Genomic DNA, 15,216 nt, shown 5'->3' with positions numbered 1-15,216 from the left:
GGTGGGTGGTCAGAGGTAGTCGGGCTGCGTCTGCACGTTCAGCTCGCGCTGACGGACCCACTTGGCGGGGTCGGTACGACGGTCGTTGATCTTCAGGACGTCGAAGCCCTTGGCGATGTCGTTGGAGTAGACATGGCCGTTGTAGTAGTACGCGGACCAGGAGCCGCCGGTGGAGGCGGTGGTCGTGGAGAGCGGACCGCGCTCGAAGTAGCCGATCTCCCGGGGCTTCGAGGAGTCGGTGAAGTCCCAGAAGGAGACACCGCCCTGGTACCAGGACTGGACCATGATGTCGCGGCCGGGAACGGGGATCAGCGAGCCGTTGTGGGCGACGCAGTTCTCGGTGTCGGCCTGGTGGCGCGGGATCTTGAAGTAGCTCTTGAAGGCGAGCTTGCGCCTGTCGCCGTGGCCCTTGATCTCGTAGATGCCGTTGGCACCGCGCTTGGGTCCGGTCTCCGCGTTGCAGGTCGCACCGCCGCCACCGCCGAGCTCGTCGGTGAAGACGACCTTGTTGGCGCGCTCGTTGAAGGTCGCCGAGTGCCAGAACGCGAAGTTGACGTTGTCCTGGACGCGGTCGATGACCTTGGGCTTCTCCGGGTCCTTGATGGAGAAGAGGATGCCGTCGCCCATGCAGGCTCCGGCCGCCAGGTCCTTCGAGGGCAGCACGGTGATGTCGTGGCAGCCGGTGGTCTCGGAGAGGTCCGGGTTCGTCGTGCCGCCGCCGGGGTTGCCGCCGTCGGGGAAGAGCACCGGGAAGTCGACGACCGCGGCCTTCTGGGGCGCCTTGCGGGGCACCTTGATGATCGAGATGCCGTCGTGCGGGGGCTGGCAGTCCGGGTACGTGGCGCGCGGCGAGTACGAGGAGACGTACACGTACACGTTCTTGCGCTCGGGCACCAGGGTGTGGGTGTGCGAACCGCAGGCGGTCTCGACGGCGGCGACGTACTTCGGGTTCCGGATGTCGCTGATGTCGAAGATCTTCATGCCCTCCCAGGAGGACTTCTCCGTCGCGGGCTGCGTGGTGCTGGTGCAGGAGTTGTCGCTGCGCGAGGAGTCGGTGGAGAGGAAGAGCAGGTTTCCGGAGACGGAGATGTCGTTCTGCGATCCGGGGCACAGGACCTGGGTGACGGTCTTCGGCTGCTTCGGGTTGCTGATGTCGAAGATCCGGAAGCCGTCGTAGTTTCCGGCGAAGGCGTACTTGCCCTGGAACGCCAGGTCCGTGTTGAGGCCCTTGAGGGCGTCCTTCGGGACGTTGGCCAGGTGCTCGACGTTCTCGCTGTGGACGATCTCGTCCACGCCGGGTATCTCGCCGCTCCGGATGGCCTTGCGGGCCTCCTCCTGCTGCGAGGTGGTGACGCCCTGCCGCTTCGCGGGGGTGTCGCCGGGCTCGGGGGTCGCGGCGGCGGGGCCGGCCGTGAGGAGCGTCGCGAGCAGACCGGCCGCGGCTGCTGCCACGCCGAGGCGTCTGCGTCTCTTGACGAGGGGGTTGGTCAACGATGCCACTGCGTACTCCCTTGTTTCGGTTCGCAGTTGAACGGTTGAGGGACCCCGGCAGTATCTGTCTTCTCATGTACATCTCAACAGACGGCAACAGAGACGTAATGAAGTTTTTTGATCATCTGTGAGCGGAACCGTGCTACTACGGTCACCAACTGTCCCGTGCACCCCAGGAGGTTGTCGTGCACTCCCGTCAATCCGGCGGATGGCGACGCACGTTGGCCATGACGGCCCCGCTCGCCGCCGCCCTGCTCGTTCTGTCCGCCTGCGACGGAACTCCGAAGGACGACGTGAAGGCCGGGCCGGAGGGCGCTTCTTCGGTCGTCGCCCCGGGGAGGCCGGGCGAACCGGCGCGCACCCTCAGCGCCGACGAGGCACGCAGGGAAGCCCCCCTCGACAAGCCCAACTCGGCGGACTTCACCTACACGGAGATGATGGTCGTGCACCACGGACAGGCCCTGGTGATGACCGCTCTCGCCCCGTCACGCGCCTCCTCCGAAGGCGTCAAGCAGCTCGCGGAACGCATCGCGGCGGCCCAGAAGCCGGAGATCGACGCGATGAAGGGCTGGGACACCCGCAACGGCGCGGCGAAGCGGCCGAAGACGCCGCACGACCACGCGGCCATGGCGGGCATGGCGACCGAGAAGCAGCTCGCCGATCTGAAGGCCGCCAAGGGCGAGGACTTCGACAGGCTCTTCCTGGAGCTGATGATCACGCACCACAAGGGGGCGCTCACCATGGCCGGGGACGTGCTGTCCGACGGCAATGACGTGACGATCGAGGAGATGGCGACGGACCTGGTCGCCCAGCAGACGACCGAGATCAACCGGATGGCCCGGATGCTCAAGGGCTCGTAGCCGGGGCCCGGAAGGAAGGCTCGTGGAGCGGGCGCTCAGGGCCGCCGGGTGTCAGCGCCTGTTGTGGCGCGGCGCGAGGTACCCCTCGTCACGCGCACTCGCGATGACCTTGAGCGACTTGCGGCGACTGCGCCCGGTCGCGTACATCACCGCGAGCACCGGGTCCCGGCCCTCCCCCTGGGCCGCCAGGTACGCCTCGGCCGCGATCCGGCGTCCCGCGCTGCCGCGCGGCCAGGAAGGCCGGGCGCGGCGCTTGCCCGGGGGCTCCTCGTCGAACACCCGGCCGTCGGCGTAGTAGCCCCGGGGGCCGGACATGCCGAGCCGGTGCTGCTCGGCGACGACCCGGCACGCGTCCTCCAGGGGCCCCTCGATCCAGTCGGCGAGGACGGCGAAGCCGTCCAGCGACAGGGGAGGGTCGGCCCGCATGTCCTCGATCGCGATCCGGCCGTCCGAGACCACGGCCAGCACGTCGATCCGGGCGCCGTCGGCGAAGGTCAGACGGATGTTGAACCAGGGAGGGAGCAGATCACGACGTACTCCGCCGGTGCTCCAGGAGAGGCCGGTGGAACCGGTGGGACCAGAAGTGTCGGACGTGACGGAACCGTGCCCCTGGAGTTCCCAGACAGGCCATACCGAAACTGCGCCATTAGGCTCATATCGGCCAGGAGCATTGCAAAAGGTACTTTCCGGCATTTCGGCAACGTATCGGGACTCGGCCGCATCACTGGAACGGCGCGCACGCATGGCGGCGACAGGCACTCCGTTTAGCGCAGCACCGCCGCGTCCGCTCCCGGGCACCCCGCACCCGTGCACGACCCTGCCGCTGCCGCCCGTGCGGTGCGATGCTGGAGCGACCCCGCGGGAGGGAGCTCCGCCGTGCTTCGCGTCGCAGTCGTCGGGTCGGGCCCCAGCGGCCTCTACACGGCCCAGGCCCTCACTCAGCAGTCCGCCGTGCCCGATGTGCGGGTGCACGTACTGGACCGGCTGCCGTGTCCGTACGGACTGGTGCGGTACGGGGTCGCTCCCGACCACGAGAAGATCAAGTCGCTCCAGGGCAACCTGCGTACGGTCCTGGAGCACGAGCGGATCACCTTCGTCGGCAACGTCGAGGCAGGCACGCCCGAACTCCCCGCGCAGCGGCTGCTGGAGCTGTACCACGCGGTGGTGTACTGCGTCGGCGCGGCCACCGACCGTCGGCTCGGGGTGCCCGGCGAGGACCTTCCGGGCAGCTTCTCGGCCACCGAGTTCGTCTCCTGGTACAGCGCGCACCCGGACGCCGACCCGGGCGGCTTCGCGCTGGGCGTGCGGTCCGCCGTGGTGATCGGCGTCGGCAACGTGGCGGTGGACGTGGCCCGGATCCTGGCGCGCGGGGCCGGTGAGCTGCTGCCCACGGACGTGCCGCAGACGGCGCTGGACCTGCTGTCGGGTTCCACCGTGCGCGAGGTGCACATGGTCGGGCGACGCGGCCCCTCCCAGGCCCGGTTCACCACCAAGGAGCTGCGCGAGCTGGGTGGCCTTCCGGACGCCTCCGTGTCGGTGGAACCTTCGGAGCTGGAGCTGGACCCGGCGTACCACGACCCGTCGGGGCTGCCCGGCGCCCTGCGCCGCAACGTGGAGGTGCTGCGCGGCTGGGCGCTGACGCCGCCTCCGGCACGGGCGCGGACCCTGCGGCTGCGCTTCCACCTGCGGCCGGTCGAGCTGCTGGCGGAGGCGGGCCGGGTGGCGGCCGTGCGGTTCGAGCGGACCGTGCCGGACGGGGCGGGCGGGGTGCGCGGCACGGGGACGTACGAGGACATCGAGGCGCAGTTGGTCCTGCGCTCGGTGGGCTACCGGGGAGTGCCGCTGCCGGGGCTGCCGTTCGACGCGGGGCGCGGGACGGTGCCGCACGCGGGCGGGCGGGTGCTGCGGGACGGGGTGCCGTCGGCCGGGGAGTACGTCGCCGGGTGGATCAAGCGGGGCCCGACAGGAGTGATCGGGACGAACCGGCCGTGCGCCAAGGAGACGGCGGCCTCCCTCCTCGCGGACGCCGCAGCGCTGGCGTCCCGCACCGTCGCGGCGGAACCCCTGGACGTACTGCGGGAATCGGGGCTGCGGCCGGTCCAGTGGCCGGGGTGGCTGGCGATCGAGGCGGCGGAGGCGGCACTGGGCACTTCCCTGGGGCGGCGCTCGGTGAAGATCCACGACTGGGCGGGGCTGCTGGGCGCTGCGGGCGGCGCACCCGCCTGAGGGGCGGCCTCAGTCGCGCCGAGCCTGCGACTCGGCGGCCGCCAGCACCGCTTCGAGCAGTCCGGGAAACAGCGCCTCCAGGTCGGCGCGGCGCAGTGCGCTCTTCTTCGCGGTGCCCCGGTACGCCTGCTCGATGACGCCGCTCTCGCGCAGGACGCGGAAGTGGTGGGTGGTCGTCGACTTGGAGACCGGCAGCTCGAAGGCGGAGCAGGCCAGTTCGCCTTCCGTACGGGCGAGGTCGCGGACGATCAGCAGCCGCATGGGGTCGGAGAGGGCGTGCAGCACGTTTTCGAGCCGGATCTCCGTCCGGTCGGGGTGCGCGAGTTCACGGCTGCTGGGCGCTGCTGCGGTGGCCACGGTGGGCTCCCTCGGGTGGCGGTGTCGACGGTCTCCGCCATTGTACGAGACCTTTCGTAGTTTGACAGATGCCGTACTACGATGGGTATCGTACAACCAGCAACAGGCCCTTCCCTCCCATGGAGTTCGCCGTGAGCAACCTCTTCCAGCCCATCACCCTGCGCGACGTGACCATGCCCAACCGGATCTGGATGGCCCCGATGTGCCAGTACAGCGCCGAGGTGTTCGGCCCGAACGCGGGGGTGGCGCACGACTGGCACTTCGCCCACTACGCGGCACGTGCCGTCGGCGGTACGGGGCTGATCCTGGTGGAGGCGACCGCCGTGACGCCCGACGGGCGCATCAGCCCGGCGGACCTGGGGCTGTGGAACGACACCCAGAAGGACGCCTTCCGGCGGATCACGGACTTCCTCAAGGAACAGGGCACCGTGCCCGGCATCCAGCTCGCCCACGCGGGCCGCAAGGCGTCCACCGACCGGCCCTGGCGGGGCGGCGGGCCGGTGAGTGCCGAGACCGAGGGCTGGCAGCCGGTGGGGCCGAGCCCGGTGCCCTTCAAGGACGGCCACCACGTGCCGACCGAGCTGACGGCCGAGGAGATCCGGGAGATCGTCGGGCAGTTCGCGGACGCCGCGAAGCGGGCTCTGGAGGCGGGCTTCCAGGTCGTCGAGGTCCACGGTGCGCACGGCTACCTGATCGGCGAGTTCCTCTCCCCGCACTCCAACAGGCGCATGGACGAGTACGGAGGATCGTTCCGCAATCGCGTCCGGTTCGCGCTCGAAGTCGTGGACGCCGTACGGGAGGTGTGGCCCGAGGAGCTGCCGCTGTTCTTCCGGATCTCGGCGACCGACTGGCTGGAGCAGGGCGGCTGGGACGGCGACGACACGGTGCGCTTCGCGAGCCTGCTCCAGGAGCACGGCGTGGACCTGCTCGACGTCTCGACCGGCGGCAACGTGTCCGACGCCGTCATCCCGGTCGAACCCGGCTACCAGGTGCCGTTCGCGGCGCGCGTCAAGGCCGAGACCGGACTGCCGGTGGCCGCCGTCGGGCTGATCACCGAGCCGGAGCAGGCCGAGAAGATCCTCGCCAACGGCGAGGCGGACGCCGTACTGCTCGGCCGCGAGCTGCTGCGTTCGCCGTACTGGGCGCGGGATGCCGCGCGCGGCGGACTCGGCGAGGTGCGCGTGCCGGTGCAGTACGGCCGGTCCTGACCGCGCACGGGGGGTCGGACACCGGGCGACGGGCCGGTCCCTATGCGGTGGCGGTCCCGGCGTCCCCCACCGCGAAGGGCTCCGTCGCTCCGGTGAACGGGCCGTCCGTGTCGCTGTCACCGTGGTACCGGAGCCGGTAGACGCCCGGCGGGGTGGTGTCGGGGGCGGTCCAGGTCACTGTCGCGGTGGAGGTGCTGCGGCTCGTGCGGGCCCAGCGGAAGGTGGTGGACCAGTCGCCGTCGTCGGCGACGCGGATCCAGCTGTCGCCTTCTTCGTGGCGCTCGACGGCGAGGTAGGTGCCGCCCCTGCGCAGGTCGTTGCCGGGATGGGCCGCCACGAAGGTGGCGGTCGCCCGGTTGCCGATGCGCGCGAAGGAGAGCACGTCGCCGTACGCGCGTCCCGGGGGTGCCGCCTCCGGGGCCTTCGTACGGCGCTGCGGGCGGGCCCGCGGGAGGGGTTCGGGGGTGCCCCGGTGGGCGGGGCGGCCGTCGCGCATGGCGGTGGCGAGGGTGGCCGCCGTCTGGCAGAGCGCGGGGAGCTGCCAGCGGCCGAAGAGGGTGCTGCCGCCCTCGTACTCCTGGGCGTCGTACTCCTCGGGGGTGGTGACGTAGTGGAAGTAGCCGTTGCTGTAGCTCGCGACGAGGACGTCGTCCAGGTGCGCGCCGACGATTCCGGCGACCGTCCTGCGCAGGCGCAGACCGGCCACGATGGTGACCTCGCCGGGGATGCCGATCAGGTAGAGGCGTCCGATGCGCAGGAGTTGGACGGGTACGCGCTCCTGGATCATGGGGCGCAGCTTGTTGAGGGGTCCTGCGGGCAGGACGAGCGCCTTGGGGGCGTGGGCGTCGCGCAGAGCGGGCCAGAGGGCGTACACGACGCGCTGCGAGAGGGCGTCCCAGACGGGGTTGCGGCCCTCACGGAAGCCCGCGAAGCCCTTGCCGTCGGCCCAGGCCCCGGCGAGGGCCGCGGCGCCGCCCACGGGGGCGCCCGTGCGGTGCGCGCGGCCGTCCCCGGTGTGGTCGGGGCCCACTTCGGTGCGGGAGAGGTCGAGGTGGGTGAGGCGGTGGTCGAGGGGGCCGGTGAGGGGGGACGCCTCTTTGAGGAGTGCGGTGGCGGACTCCTGCTGGCGGGTGCCCGTGATGCGGGTGTTGTCGTACTCGTTCTCGGTGGGGCCGCTGCCGGGGCGGAGGTTGAGGTTCGGCGACATGTCGCCTGCGTTGGTCTGCGCGAAGGCGGTGACCAGGGCTGGTGGCTGCGGCGACAGGTAGTCCGTACCGCTGTCGAGGCGCTCCCACTTGTAGGCGGCGTACCCCTTGTTGTCGCTGCTGATCAGGGTGTTGGTGTTGGTCATGCTGGTGTTGTGGACGGGGAACCAGTGCAGGGCGCCGGCGAGTTCGCCGTCGCGGGCGATGCGCAGCAGCGTGGTGTGCGGGTCGACGCCCCGGGGGAAGTGGGCGCGATCGTGCCCGGGGTTGCGGTCGAAGGCGCGGCGGGAGCGGTTGGCGCTGGCGCCGTGGAGTTCGCCGTGTGCGAGGGAGAGTTCCGCCGGGGCGAGGTCGTCGAGGGCCGCGAGGGCGGCCTCGGTGATGCCGTCGACGATCGCCTCGTATGTCTTGAGCCGGAAGCCGCCCGTGTTGCTGTTGTAGAGCGCGTGGTGGAAGTAGCCGCCGGGGCCGCAGTGGGTGTGTGTGGCGGTGAGCATGACGTTGGACTCGGTCCACTCCGGCGGCAGCCTGCGCACGACCTCCTGGACGATCCCGCCGGACATCAGCGGGAGTTCGCAGACCACCAGCAGGACGCGCCGGTCGCCGGGGGCGGTGCCCTCGGCGAAGGCGAAGGCACGCGCGCGCAGGCGCGTGTGGAGGCCCGTGGTCTGCTGGCCGGCCTTTCCGTAGCCGAGCATGCCGCACTCGGCGGCCTCCCCGGTGATGTCGGAGATGCCTCGGCCGGCCAGGTGGGTCATGGACGCTCACTCTCTGAAAAGGCAACAGTCTGCATCAAGCACCTCAGGGAAGTGCTCGATCAGGCAAGGAGGTTGTGCCCCCGTTGCCGGACGTGTGCGCCGCCCTGCGCAGGAGCACTCCGGCGACGGCGGCGGCGAAGAACATCAATACCCCGTACGTGGCTCCGGGGACGGCCATTTCCGTGTTGTCCAGGATGCCCATGGCGATGGTGATGGCCAGCGTGGTGTTGTGCAGGCCGATCTCCATGCAGGAGGCGACGGCCTGGCCGCGCTCCACCTTGAACAGACGTGGCACCCAGTAGCCGACAGTGAGGCTGAGCACCAGCAGGGCCACGGCGACGGGCCCGGTGGAGCGGAGGTAGTCGAGGAGGTTCGCGCGCTCCTGGAGGGCCGCGCCGACGATGATCCCCACCAGGATGACCACCGAGGCGATCTTCACCGGGCGGTCCATGCGCCGGGCGAAGCCCTCGGCACGGGCGCGGACGTACATGCCGATCGCGACGGGGACCAGGACGATCGCGAACACCTGGAGGGTCTTGCCGAACTGGAGGCCCAGCTCGGTGCCCTCCCCGAGGAAGTGCCGCGCCGACAGGTTGAACACCAGCGGCAGGGTGATGACGGAGATCACCGAATTGACGGCGGTGAGCGTGACGTTGAGGGCGACGTCACCGCCGTAGAGGTGACTGAAGAGGTTGGCGGCGGTGCCGCCGGGGGAGGCGACGACGAGCATCGTGCCGACGGCGAGGACGGGCGGCAGCCCGAAGGCGTTCACCAGGCCGAAGCAGACGGCGGGCAGCAGCACCACCTGGCAGGCCAGGGCGACGACGGTGGCCTTCGGGTGGAGGAGCACCCGGCGGAAGTCGGCGGGGGTGAGGCCGAGCCCGAGGCCCAGCATGATGACCGCGAGGGCGATCGGCAGGAAGACGGCGGCGAGGTCCATGGGTCGACGGCCCGCGCTGCCCGGTCAGCCGAACAGGTCGGGGTCGGAGGCGGTGATCTGGTCCAGCAGCGGCTGCGCCTGGAACCAGCCCGCGAAGGAGCCGCCGAGCTGGCCCCGGGTGCGCAGGGCCGTCTCGCGGTCGATCAGCCGGGGGGTGCCCGCCGCCATGGCGAGGAGCTGGGCCTGGCAGGAGCGTTCCATCGTGACGAACCACCAGACGGCCTCGGCGACGGTGGAGCCGACGGTGAGCAGGCCGTGGTTCTGGAGGATCACCGCCTTGTACGAGGCGAGGGCCTGCCCTATCCGCTTGCCCTCCTCGGCGTCGCTGACCACGCCCGTGTAGTCGGTGTAGAGGCCGTGGTCCTCGTAGAAGGCGCAGGCGTCCTGGGTGATCGGGTCGAGCGGTACGCCGAGGCTGGAGAACGCCTTGCCGTGCAGGGAGTGCGCGTGGGCGGCGGCGAGCGCGTCGGGGCGGGCCCGGTGGACGGCGGCGTGGATGACGAACGCGGCGCGGTTCACGGGGCGGTGGCCGTGCAGGAGGGTGCCCTCGTGGTCGACCAGGATCAGGTCGGATGCCTTGATCAGGGAGAAGGCCATGCCGAAGGGGTTCACCCAGAAGCGGTCGGGGTGCTCGGGGTCGCGGACGGTGATGTGCCCGGCGACTCCCTCGGAGAAGCCGAACTTCCCGAACAGCCGGAACCCGGCGGCGAGTTGCTCCTTGCGGTACTGCCGTTCCGCCTCGACGGTGTCGTGGACCGGGGGCGTCGGCACGGACACTCCCGGCGGCATCGGTCCTGCGGCGGCGGCGATGACCTGTTCCGTGGTGGGGGACGTCATGGCTGACTCTCCTCGTCGGTCGGACCGTTCGGGGCGTACCGACTGGATGGTTTCCAAGGGGGTGGACACTGTCAAGGAATCCGTCCACAACCGGGCCGGGCGCACGGAAGCCGACCCCCTGGACAATCCCGGCTTACCGCCCTGACCTGGGCGGACGCCTGATCTCGGGGCCATTGTCAGTGGTGGGGTGCAGACTGGCCGATACCTGGAGACAACGACGTCTGGGAGGTGTCGGCCATGTCCGACGTACTGCTCGCGGTAGGCACACGCAAGGGACTCTTCCTCGGCCGCAGGCGCGGCGGCGGGGAGTGGGAGTTCGAGGGACCGCATTTCAACGCGCAGGCCGTGTACTCGGTGGGGATCGACCGCAGCGGGGACGCGCCCCGGCTGCTGGTCGGCGGGGACAGCGCGCACTGGGGTCCGTCGGTGTTCCACTCCGACGACCTCGGCCGGACCTGGACGGAGCCGGAGAAACCGGCGGTGAAGTTCCCCCAGGACACCGGGACCTCGCTGGAGCGGGTCTGGCAGCTGCATCCGGCGGGGCCCGCCGCGCCGGGAGTGGTCTACGCGGGGACGGAGCCCGCGGCGCTGTACCGGTCGGCGGACCGGGGCGAGACCTTCGAGCTCGTACGACCGCTGTGGGAGCACCCGACCCGCTCGCAGTGGGTGCCCGGCGGTGGCGGCGAGGCCGTGCACACGGTGGTCACGGACCCGCGTGACCCTGACGCGGTGACGGTGGCGGTGTCCACGGCCGGTGTGTTCCGGTCCCGGGACGGCGGGGCGAGCTGGGCGCCGTCCAACAAGGGGGTGTCGGCGGTCTTCCTGCCCGACCCCGACCCGGAGTTCGGCCAGTGCGTGCACAAGATCGCGCAGGACGCGGCCGACCCCGACCGGCTCTACCTCCAGAACCACTGGGGCGTGTTCCGCAGTGACGACGCCGGGGCCAACTGGTCGGACATCGGGGCGGGGTTGCCCTCGACGTTCGGGTTCTCGGTGGCCGCGCACCCGCACCGGGGGGACACCGCGTACGTCTTCCCGATCACCGCTGACTCCGACCGGGTGCCCGCGGACCGCAAGTGCCGGGTCTACCGGACACAGGACGCGGGCAAGAGCTGGGAGCCGCTGACGGCGGGACTGCCGGGCGGGGAGCACTACGGGACGGTGCTGCGCGACGCCCTGTGCACGGACGACAACGCGCCTGCCGCCGGGGTGTACTTCGGCAACCGCAACGGCGAGGTGTTCGCGAGCGACGACGACGGGGACAGCTGGCGCCAGCTCGCCTCGCACCTGCCGGACGTGCTGTGCGTACGGGCGGCGGTGATCGGCTGACACCCCCTCGGGCGTCGTACGGTCCGGCGGTCTGCCCGGCCGATTGTCGGACCGGCCCAGTAGAGTGACGCCCTGTGACAGCAAGACCGTTGAAAGAGATCGTCGAGCCCGGGTGGGCGGACGCACTGGAGCCCGTGGCCGGACAGATCGCCGCGATGGGTGACTTCCTGCGCGCGGAGATCGCCGCAGGGCGTCGCTACGTACCGGCGGGGGCGAACGTACTGCGGGCGTTCCAGCAGCCGTTCGACGACGTACGGGTCCTGATAGTCGGCCAGGACCCCTATCCCACGCCGGGGCACGCGGTGGGCCTGAGCTTCTCGGTGGCGCCCGACGTGCGCCCGGTGCCGCCGAGCCTGGACAACATCTTCTGGGAGATGCACCAGGACCTCGGGCACCCCCGCCCGTCCAACGGGGACCTCACTCCGTGGACGCGGCAGGGGGTGCTGCTGCTCAACAGGGCGCTCACCACGGCGCCCCGCAAGCCCAACGCCCATCAGGGCAAGGGCTGGGAGCAAGTCACCGAGCAGGCCATCACGGCGCTGGCGGCGCGCGGCAAACCGCTGGTGGCCGTGCTCTGGGGCAGTAACGCCCGCAGCCTGAAGCGGCTGCTCGGCGAGGTGCCCGTCGTCGAGTCGGTGCACCCGTCCCCCCGGTCGGCGGACAACGGGTTCTTCGGCTCGCGGCCGTTCAGCAGGACCAATGAGCTGCTCGCCCAGCAGGGGGCCGCTCCGGTCGACTGGCAGCTGCCGTAGGGGGCGTGATGGCTTCCGGCGGCAGGTTCGTCCTCGGCGTGGACTCGGGCGGCTCCGGCGTCCGCGTCGCGCTCGCGCCCGCACGGGCCGACGGCACGGTGACGTACGCGTCGCCGCCGGTGGTGTCGGGCACGCCCGTGCGCACCGGTTCCGGCGGGATCGACGCCGACGACATGGCCGGGCAAGTGGTCCCTGCGGCACGCGCGTTGCTGGCGCGCGCGGGCGGAGGCTCGCTGGCGGCCGTCTGCGTCGGTGCGGCCGGGATGGCCACGCTGGGTGACGCGCTGCGGGCACGGCTGCCCGGGCTGCTGGCCGGGGAGTTCGGGGTGCGGCCCGTGGCGCTGGCGGCCGACGCGGTCACCGCGTACGCGGGAGCCCTGGGGCAGCGGCCCGGCGCGGTCGTCGCCGCGGGCACCGGACTGATCGCGCTCGGCACCGACCTCACCGCGTGGCGGCGGGCCGACGGCTGGGGGCATCTGCTGGGCGACTGCGGTGGCGGGGCGTGGATCGGCCGGGCCGGGCTGGCAGCGGCCCTGCGCGCGCACGACGGCCGGCGGGGCGGTTCCGCCGCGCTGCTCGCCCGCCTGGAGGCCGTGTTCGGGCCTGCCCCGGAGCTGCCGGGGCGGTTGTACCCGCGTACCGACCGCCCGGCGGTCCTCGCGTCGTTCGCCCCCCAGGTCGCCGGGTGCGCGGCCGAGGGGGACCCGGTGGCCGTGGACATCCTGCGGGACGCGGCCCGGCACGTCGCGGAGACGGCCGCCGCCGCGTGCCCGGCGCCCGCCGCCGGGAACCACTCCCCCACCGCGCCCTGCGAGGTGGCGCTCACCGGCGGGCTGTTGAAGCTGGGCGCGCCGCTCCTCGTACCGCTGCACGAGCAGTTCGCCCGCGCGCTCCCGCACGCGCGGCTCGTGGACGCGCTGGGCAGCCCGCTCGACGGTGCCGTGCGGATCGCCACCGCTCTCGCAGCCGACAACCTGTCATTTCCGGCTGATCCGTACATGTTGTGCGTATCGGGACATCAAACCCGTTGATTTCGCGCGCATTCGTCGTCATTCACTGGATAAAACGGGACAGATACCTCTCGAATACACCCTCCCCGAACAGCAGCACCCGCAAAGCCAGTAGCATGCGGCGCCATGAGCTCCCCCACTGGGCCCGCTTCCGGCCTGCCTGTACGAATGCCGCGCCCCCGCCAGCCCGGACGACACCGTCGTCCGGAGCCCGTGGCGGCTCCCGAGGGCGCACCCGCACTTGTTCTCGCCGTTCCCGGCGAGCCGACCACCGCCACCCGCAACCTGGCGGAAGAACTCCTGAGCATCGCCCGTTCCGAGCTGCCGGGCCTCGACGCCCGCATCGGCTACCTCGACGGTGACGACCAGGGCGCGTACCCCGAGTACCCGACGCTGGACGCCGTGCTCGCGTACGCCGCCACCGAGCGCACCGCCCGCTACGAGCAGGCCCTGGCCGCCGGACGCGAGGTGGCGAAGCCCGAGGGCCCCGTCGCCGTCGTGGTGCCGCTGCTGGCCGGACCCGAGGCGTCCACGATGCGCCGGATACGGCAGGCTCTCGTGGACAGCCACGCCGCCGCCGAGCTGACCGACGTCCTCGGCCCGCACCCGCTGCTCGCAGAAGCCCTGCACGTGCGTCTGTCCGAGGCGGGCCTGTCGCGCGCCGACCGCGCCCGGCTGTTCACGGTCGCCACGGCGGCCGACGGCATCGTCCTGGCCACGGTCGGCGGCGAGGAGGCCGTTCAGGCCGCCGGGATCACCGGCATGCTGCTGGCCGCGCGCCTCGCCGTACCGGTGATGGCGGCGGCACTCGACGAGGAGGGCTCCATCGCCTCGATCGCCGAGCAGCTGCGCGGCTCGGGCTCCGCGAACCTGGCGCTGGCCCCGTATCTGATCGGCCCGGAGGTCGCCACCGACCTGCTGGAGACGGCCGCGAAGGAGGCGGGCTGCGCGTTCGCCGAGCCGCTCGGCGCGTACCCGGCGATCGGCAAGCTGGTGCTCTCGCAGTACGCGACCGCGCTGGGCATCACGCCGCAGCAGGCGGCACCGGTTCACTGACCGGACGTACCCGGCACACGCGAAGGGCCCGCACCGGATCGCCGACGGTGCGGGCCCTTCGCGTGCCGCCGCGAGATCAGCCGAAGACCACGCAGGACGCCGCCGGGGCCGCCACCGAGCCCGCGCGCCGCGGAACGCCCGTCCGCGGGTCCACGTCGAACCAGGTGACGTCGCCGGAGCGCTCGTTGGCCGCGTACAGCCGGGTCCCCGTCGGGTCGAGGGCCAGGTCGCGCGGCCAGTGGCCGCCGCAGGGCACGGTGGTGCGCAGTGCGGCCCGCTCGCCCCCGGCCGTCAGTTCCAGTACGGAGATGCTGTCGTGGCCCCGGTTGGCGACCCACAGGAAGCGTCCGTCGTGCGCGACGACGCCCTCGGAGGCGTAGCTGCGCCCCTCGGTCGGCTCCTCGGGAAGCAGTGGTGCCTCGGAGAGCGGCGTGAGGGTGCCTGTGGCGGCCTCCCAGCGGCAGACGGTGACCGTGGTGGTCAGCTCGTTCACGACGTACGCGTACGCGCCCGTGGGGTGGAAGACCAGGTGGCGCGGCCCGGTGCCGGGGCGCAGCGCCACCTCGGCGTGCACGACGAGGGTGCCGGTGTCCGGGGTGAGCACGCAGACGCGCACCGAGTCGGTGCCGAGATCGACGCTGAGCACCCAGCGGCCGGACGGGTCGGGCAGCACCTGATGGGCGTGCGGGCCCTCCTGCCGGTCCTGGTCGGGGCCGCCGCCCCGGTGGGACAGGACGCAGGAGGCCGGGCCAGGAGTGCCGTCGGCGCGCAGCGGGAGGACGCTGACGCTGCCGGAGCCGTAGTTGGCGGCGACGAGGTGGCCCGCGGCGAGCGCGAGGTGGGTGGGCGAACCGCCGCCGACCGGGACCGGCTCCCCCGCCGGGCGGGGCAGCGCGTCCGTCACGTCGAACGCGGCCACCGCGCCCTGCCCGGTCTCGCTCACCGCGTACAGCAGCCGCCGGTCGGCGGAGAGCGCCAGGTACGACGGGTCGGCGACGGCGTCGGTCGCGCCGAGCGGCGTGAGCGCGCCCGTCTTCGGGTCCACGGCGGCGGTGAGGACGCCGCGTCCACCCGCCGAGGTGAACGAGCCGACGAAGGCGCGCGTCTCCTGGGGTTCGGACCCCGATGCCGTGCTGCTGCTCACCGTGCAGCCCCTTTCCGCGAAGTGTTGTGCGTGGGGCGACGGT

The 15,216-nt window shown here is 72.0% G+C and carries 14 protein-coding genes; 7 read left to right on the top strand and 7 right to left on the bottom strand.

Annotated elements, in window-relative coordinates:
• Positions 1–9 precede the first annotated feature (9 nt).
• Positions 10–1,491, bottom strand: a complete 1,482-nt coding sequence (locus tag OG897_RS37380; protein ID WP_266664603.1) for an LVIVD repeat-containing protein — start codon at positions 1,489–1,491, stop codon at positions 10–12.
• 227 nt (positions 1,492–1,718) lie between these two features.
• On the opposite strand from OG897_RS37380, the gene OG897_RS37375 reads away from it, so the two are divergent.
• Positions 1,719–2,351, top strand: coding sequence for a DUF305 domain-containing protein (locus OG897_RS37375; RefSeq protein WP_266664602.1), 633 nt, complete (start codon positions 1,719–1,721; stop codon positions 2,349–2,351).
• A gap of 51 nt (positions 2,352–2,402) precedes the next feature.
• Here OG897_RS37375 and OG897_RS37370 read toward each other — a convergent pair whose 3' ends face one another.
• Positions 2,403–3,044: a DUF6214 family protein gene (locus tag OG897_RS37370; protein WP_266664295.1), complete on the bottom strand. Its 642-nt coding sequence runs from the start codon at positions 3,042–3,044 to the stop codon at positions 2,403–2,405.
• A gap of 183 nt (positions 3,045–3,227) precedes the next feature.
• On the opposite strand from OG897_RS37370, the gene OG897_RS37365 reads away from it, so the two are divergent.
• Positions 3,228–4,577: an FAD-dependent oxidoreductase gene (locus OG897_RS37365; protein WP_266664294.1), complete on the top strand. Its 1,350-nt coding sequence runs from the start codon at positions 3,228–3,230 to the stop codon at positions 4,575–4,577.
• Between the two features lie 9 nt (positions 4,578–4,586).
• Here the strand turns inward: OG897_RS37365 and OG897_RS37360 are convergent, their stop codons facing one another.
• On the bottom strand, positions 4,587–4,934 hold the full coding sequence (locus OG897_RS37360; RefSeq protein WP_266664292.1) for a helix-turn-helix transcriptional regulator: 348 nt from the start codon (positions 4,932–4,934) through the stop codon (positions 4,587–4,589).
• A 131-nt stretch (positions 4,935–5,065) separates the two neighbouring features.
• Between OG897_RS37360 and OG897_RS37355 the strand changes: the two genes are divergently transcribed.
• Positions 5,066–6,142, top strand: a complete 1,077-nt coding sequence (locus OG897_RS37355; RefSeq protein ID WP_266664290.1) for an NADH:flavin oxidoreductase/NADH oxidase — start codon at positions 5,066–5,068, stop codon at positions 6,140–6,142.
• Between the two features lie 40 nt (positions 6,143–6,182).
• On the opposite strand, the gene OG897_RS37350 is transcribed toward OG897_RS37355, so the two are convergent.
• From OG897_RS37350 to OG897_RS37340, 3 genes are read right to left on the bottom strand one after another with little or no spacing between them, the layout of a single operon-like run.
• Positions 6,183–8,105: a neutral/alkaline non-lysosomal ceramidase N-terminal domain-containing protein gene (locus OG897_RS37350; RefSeq protein ID WP_266664288.1), complete on the bottom strand. Its 1,923-nt coding sequence runs from the start codon at positions 8,103–8,105 to the stop codon at positions 6,183–6,185.
• 43 nt (positions 8,106–8,148) lie between these two features.
• Positions 8,149–9,045, bottom strand: a complete 897-nt coding sequence (locus OG897_RS37345; protein ID WP_266664286.1) for a bile acid:sodium symporter family protein — start codon at positions 9,043–9,045, stop codon at positions 8,149–8,151.
• 24 nt (positions 9,046–9,069) lie between these two features.
• A complete protein-coding gene (locus OG897_RS37340; RefSeq protein WP_266664601.1) occupies positions 9,070–9,834 on the bottom strand; it encodes a class II aldolase/adducin family protein in 765 nt (254 codons plus the stop codon).
• Positions 9,835–10,119: 285 nt separating this feature from the next.
• On the opposite strand from OG897_RS37340, the gene OG897_RS37335 reads away from it, so the two are divergent.
• The 4 genes from OG897_RS37335 (at position 10,120) to OG897_RS37320 (ending at position 14,029) form a co-directional block, all read left to right on the top strand.
• A complete protein-coding gene (locus OG897_RS37335) occupies positions 10,120–11,211 on the top strand; it encodes a sialidase family protein (RefSeq protein ID WP_266664284.1) in 1,092 nt (363 codons plus the stop codon).
• A 74-nt stretch (positions 11,212–11,285) separates the two neighbouring features.
• Complete coding sequence (locus OG897_RS37330; RefSeq protein ID WP_266664282.1) at positions 11,286–11,963, top strand: uracil-DNA glycosylase; 678 nt, start codon at positions 11,286–11,288, stop codon at positions 11,961–11,963.
• Between the two features lie 8 nt (positions 11,964–11,971).
• Complete coding sequence (locus tag OG897_RS37325; protein WP_266664600.1) at positions 11,972–12,994, top strand: N-acetylglucosamine kinase; 1,023 nt, start codon at positions 11,972–11,974, stop codon at positions 12,992–12,994.
• Between the two features lie 105 nt (positions 12,995–13,099).
• A complete protein-coding gene (locus OG897_RS37320; RefSeq protein WP_266664280.1) occupies positions 13,100–14,029 on the top strand; it encodes a sirohydrochlorin chelatase in 930 nt (309 codons plus the stop codon).
• Between the two features lie 76 nt (positions 14,030–14,105).
• On the opposite strand, the gene OG897_RS37315 is transcribed toward OG897_RS37320, so the two are convergent.
• Positions 14,106–15,173: a lactonase family protein gene (locus OG897_RS37315; RefSeq protein ID WP_266664278.1), complete on the bottom strand. Its 1,068-nt coding sequence runs from the start codon at positions 15,171–15,173 to the stop codon at positions 14,106–14,108.
• Between the last annotated feature and the right edge of the window lie 43 nt (positions 15,174–15,216).

It is taken from the genome of Streptomyces sp. NBC_00237, assembly GCF_026342435.1.
In the GTDB taxonomy this organism is placed as follows: domain Bacteria; phylum Actinomycetota; class Actinomycetes; order Streptomycetales; family Streptomycetaceae; genus Streptomyces.
This window is presented reverse-complemented; position numbering and strand designations above follow the sequence as displayed.

What these genes read in the sequence shown, in the direction of transcription:
- OG897_RS37375 (WP_266664602.1), top strand. Translation starts at nt 1,719, where the DNA reads ATGACGGCCCCGCTCGCCGCCGCCCTGCTCGTTCTGTCCGCCTGCGAC.
- OG897_RS37370 (WP_266664295.1), bottom strand. Translation starts at nt 3,044, where the DNA reads ATGCCGGAAAGTACCTTTTGCAATGCTCCTGGCCGATATGAGCCTAAT.
- OG897_RS37350 (WP_266664288.1), bottom strand. Translation starts at nt 8,105, where the DNA reads ATGACCCACCTGGCCGGCCGAGGCATCTCCGACATCACCGGGGAGGCC.
- OG897_RS37345 (WP_266664286.1), bottom strand. Translation starts at nt 9,045, where the DNA reads ATGGACCTCGCCGCCGTCTTCCTGCCGATCGCCCTCGCGGTCATCATG.
- OG897_RS37340 (WP_266664601.1), bottom strand. Translation starts at nt 9,834, where the DNA reads ATGCCGCCGGGAGTGTCCGTGCCGACGCCCCCGGTCCACGACACCGTC.
- OG897_RS37335 (WP_266664284.1), top strand. Translation starts at nt 10,120, where the DNA reads ATGTCCGACGTACTGCTCGCGGTAGGCACACGCAAGGGACTCTTCCTC.
- OG897_RS37325 (WP_266664600.1), top strand. Translation starts at nt 11,972, where the DNA reads ATGGCTTCCGGCGGCAGGTTCGTCCTCGGCGTGGACTCGGGCGGCTCC.
- OG897_RS37320 (WP_266664280.1), top strand. Translation starts at nt 13,100, where the DNA reads ATGAGCTCCCCCACTGGGCCCGCTTCCGGCCTGCCTGTACGAATGCCG.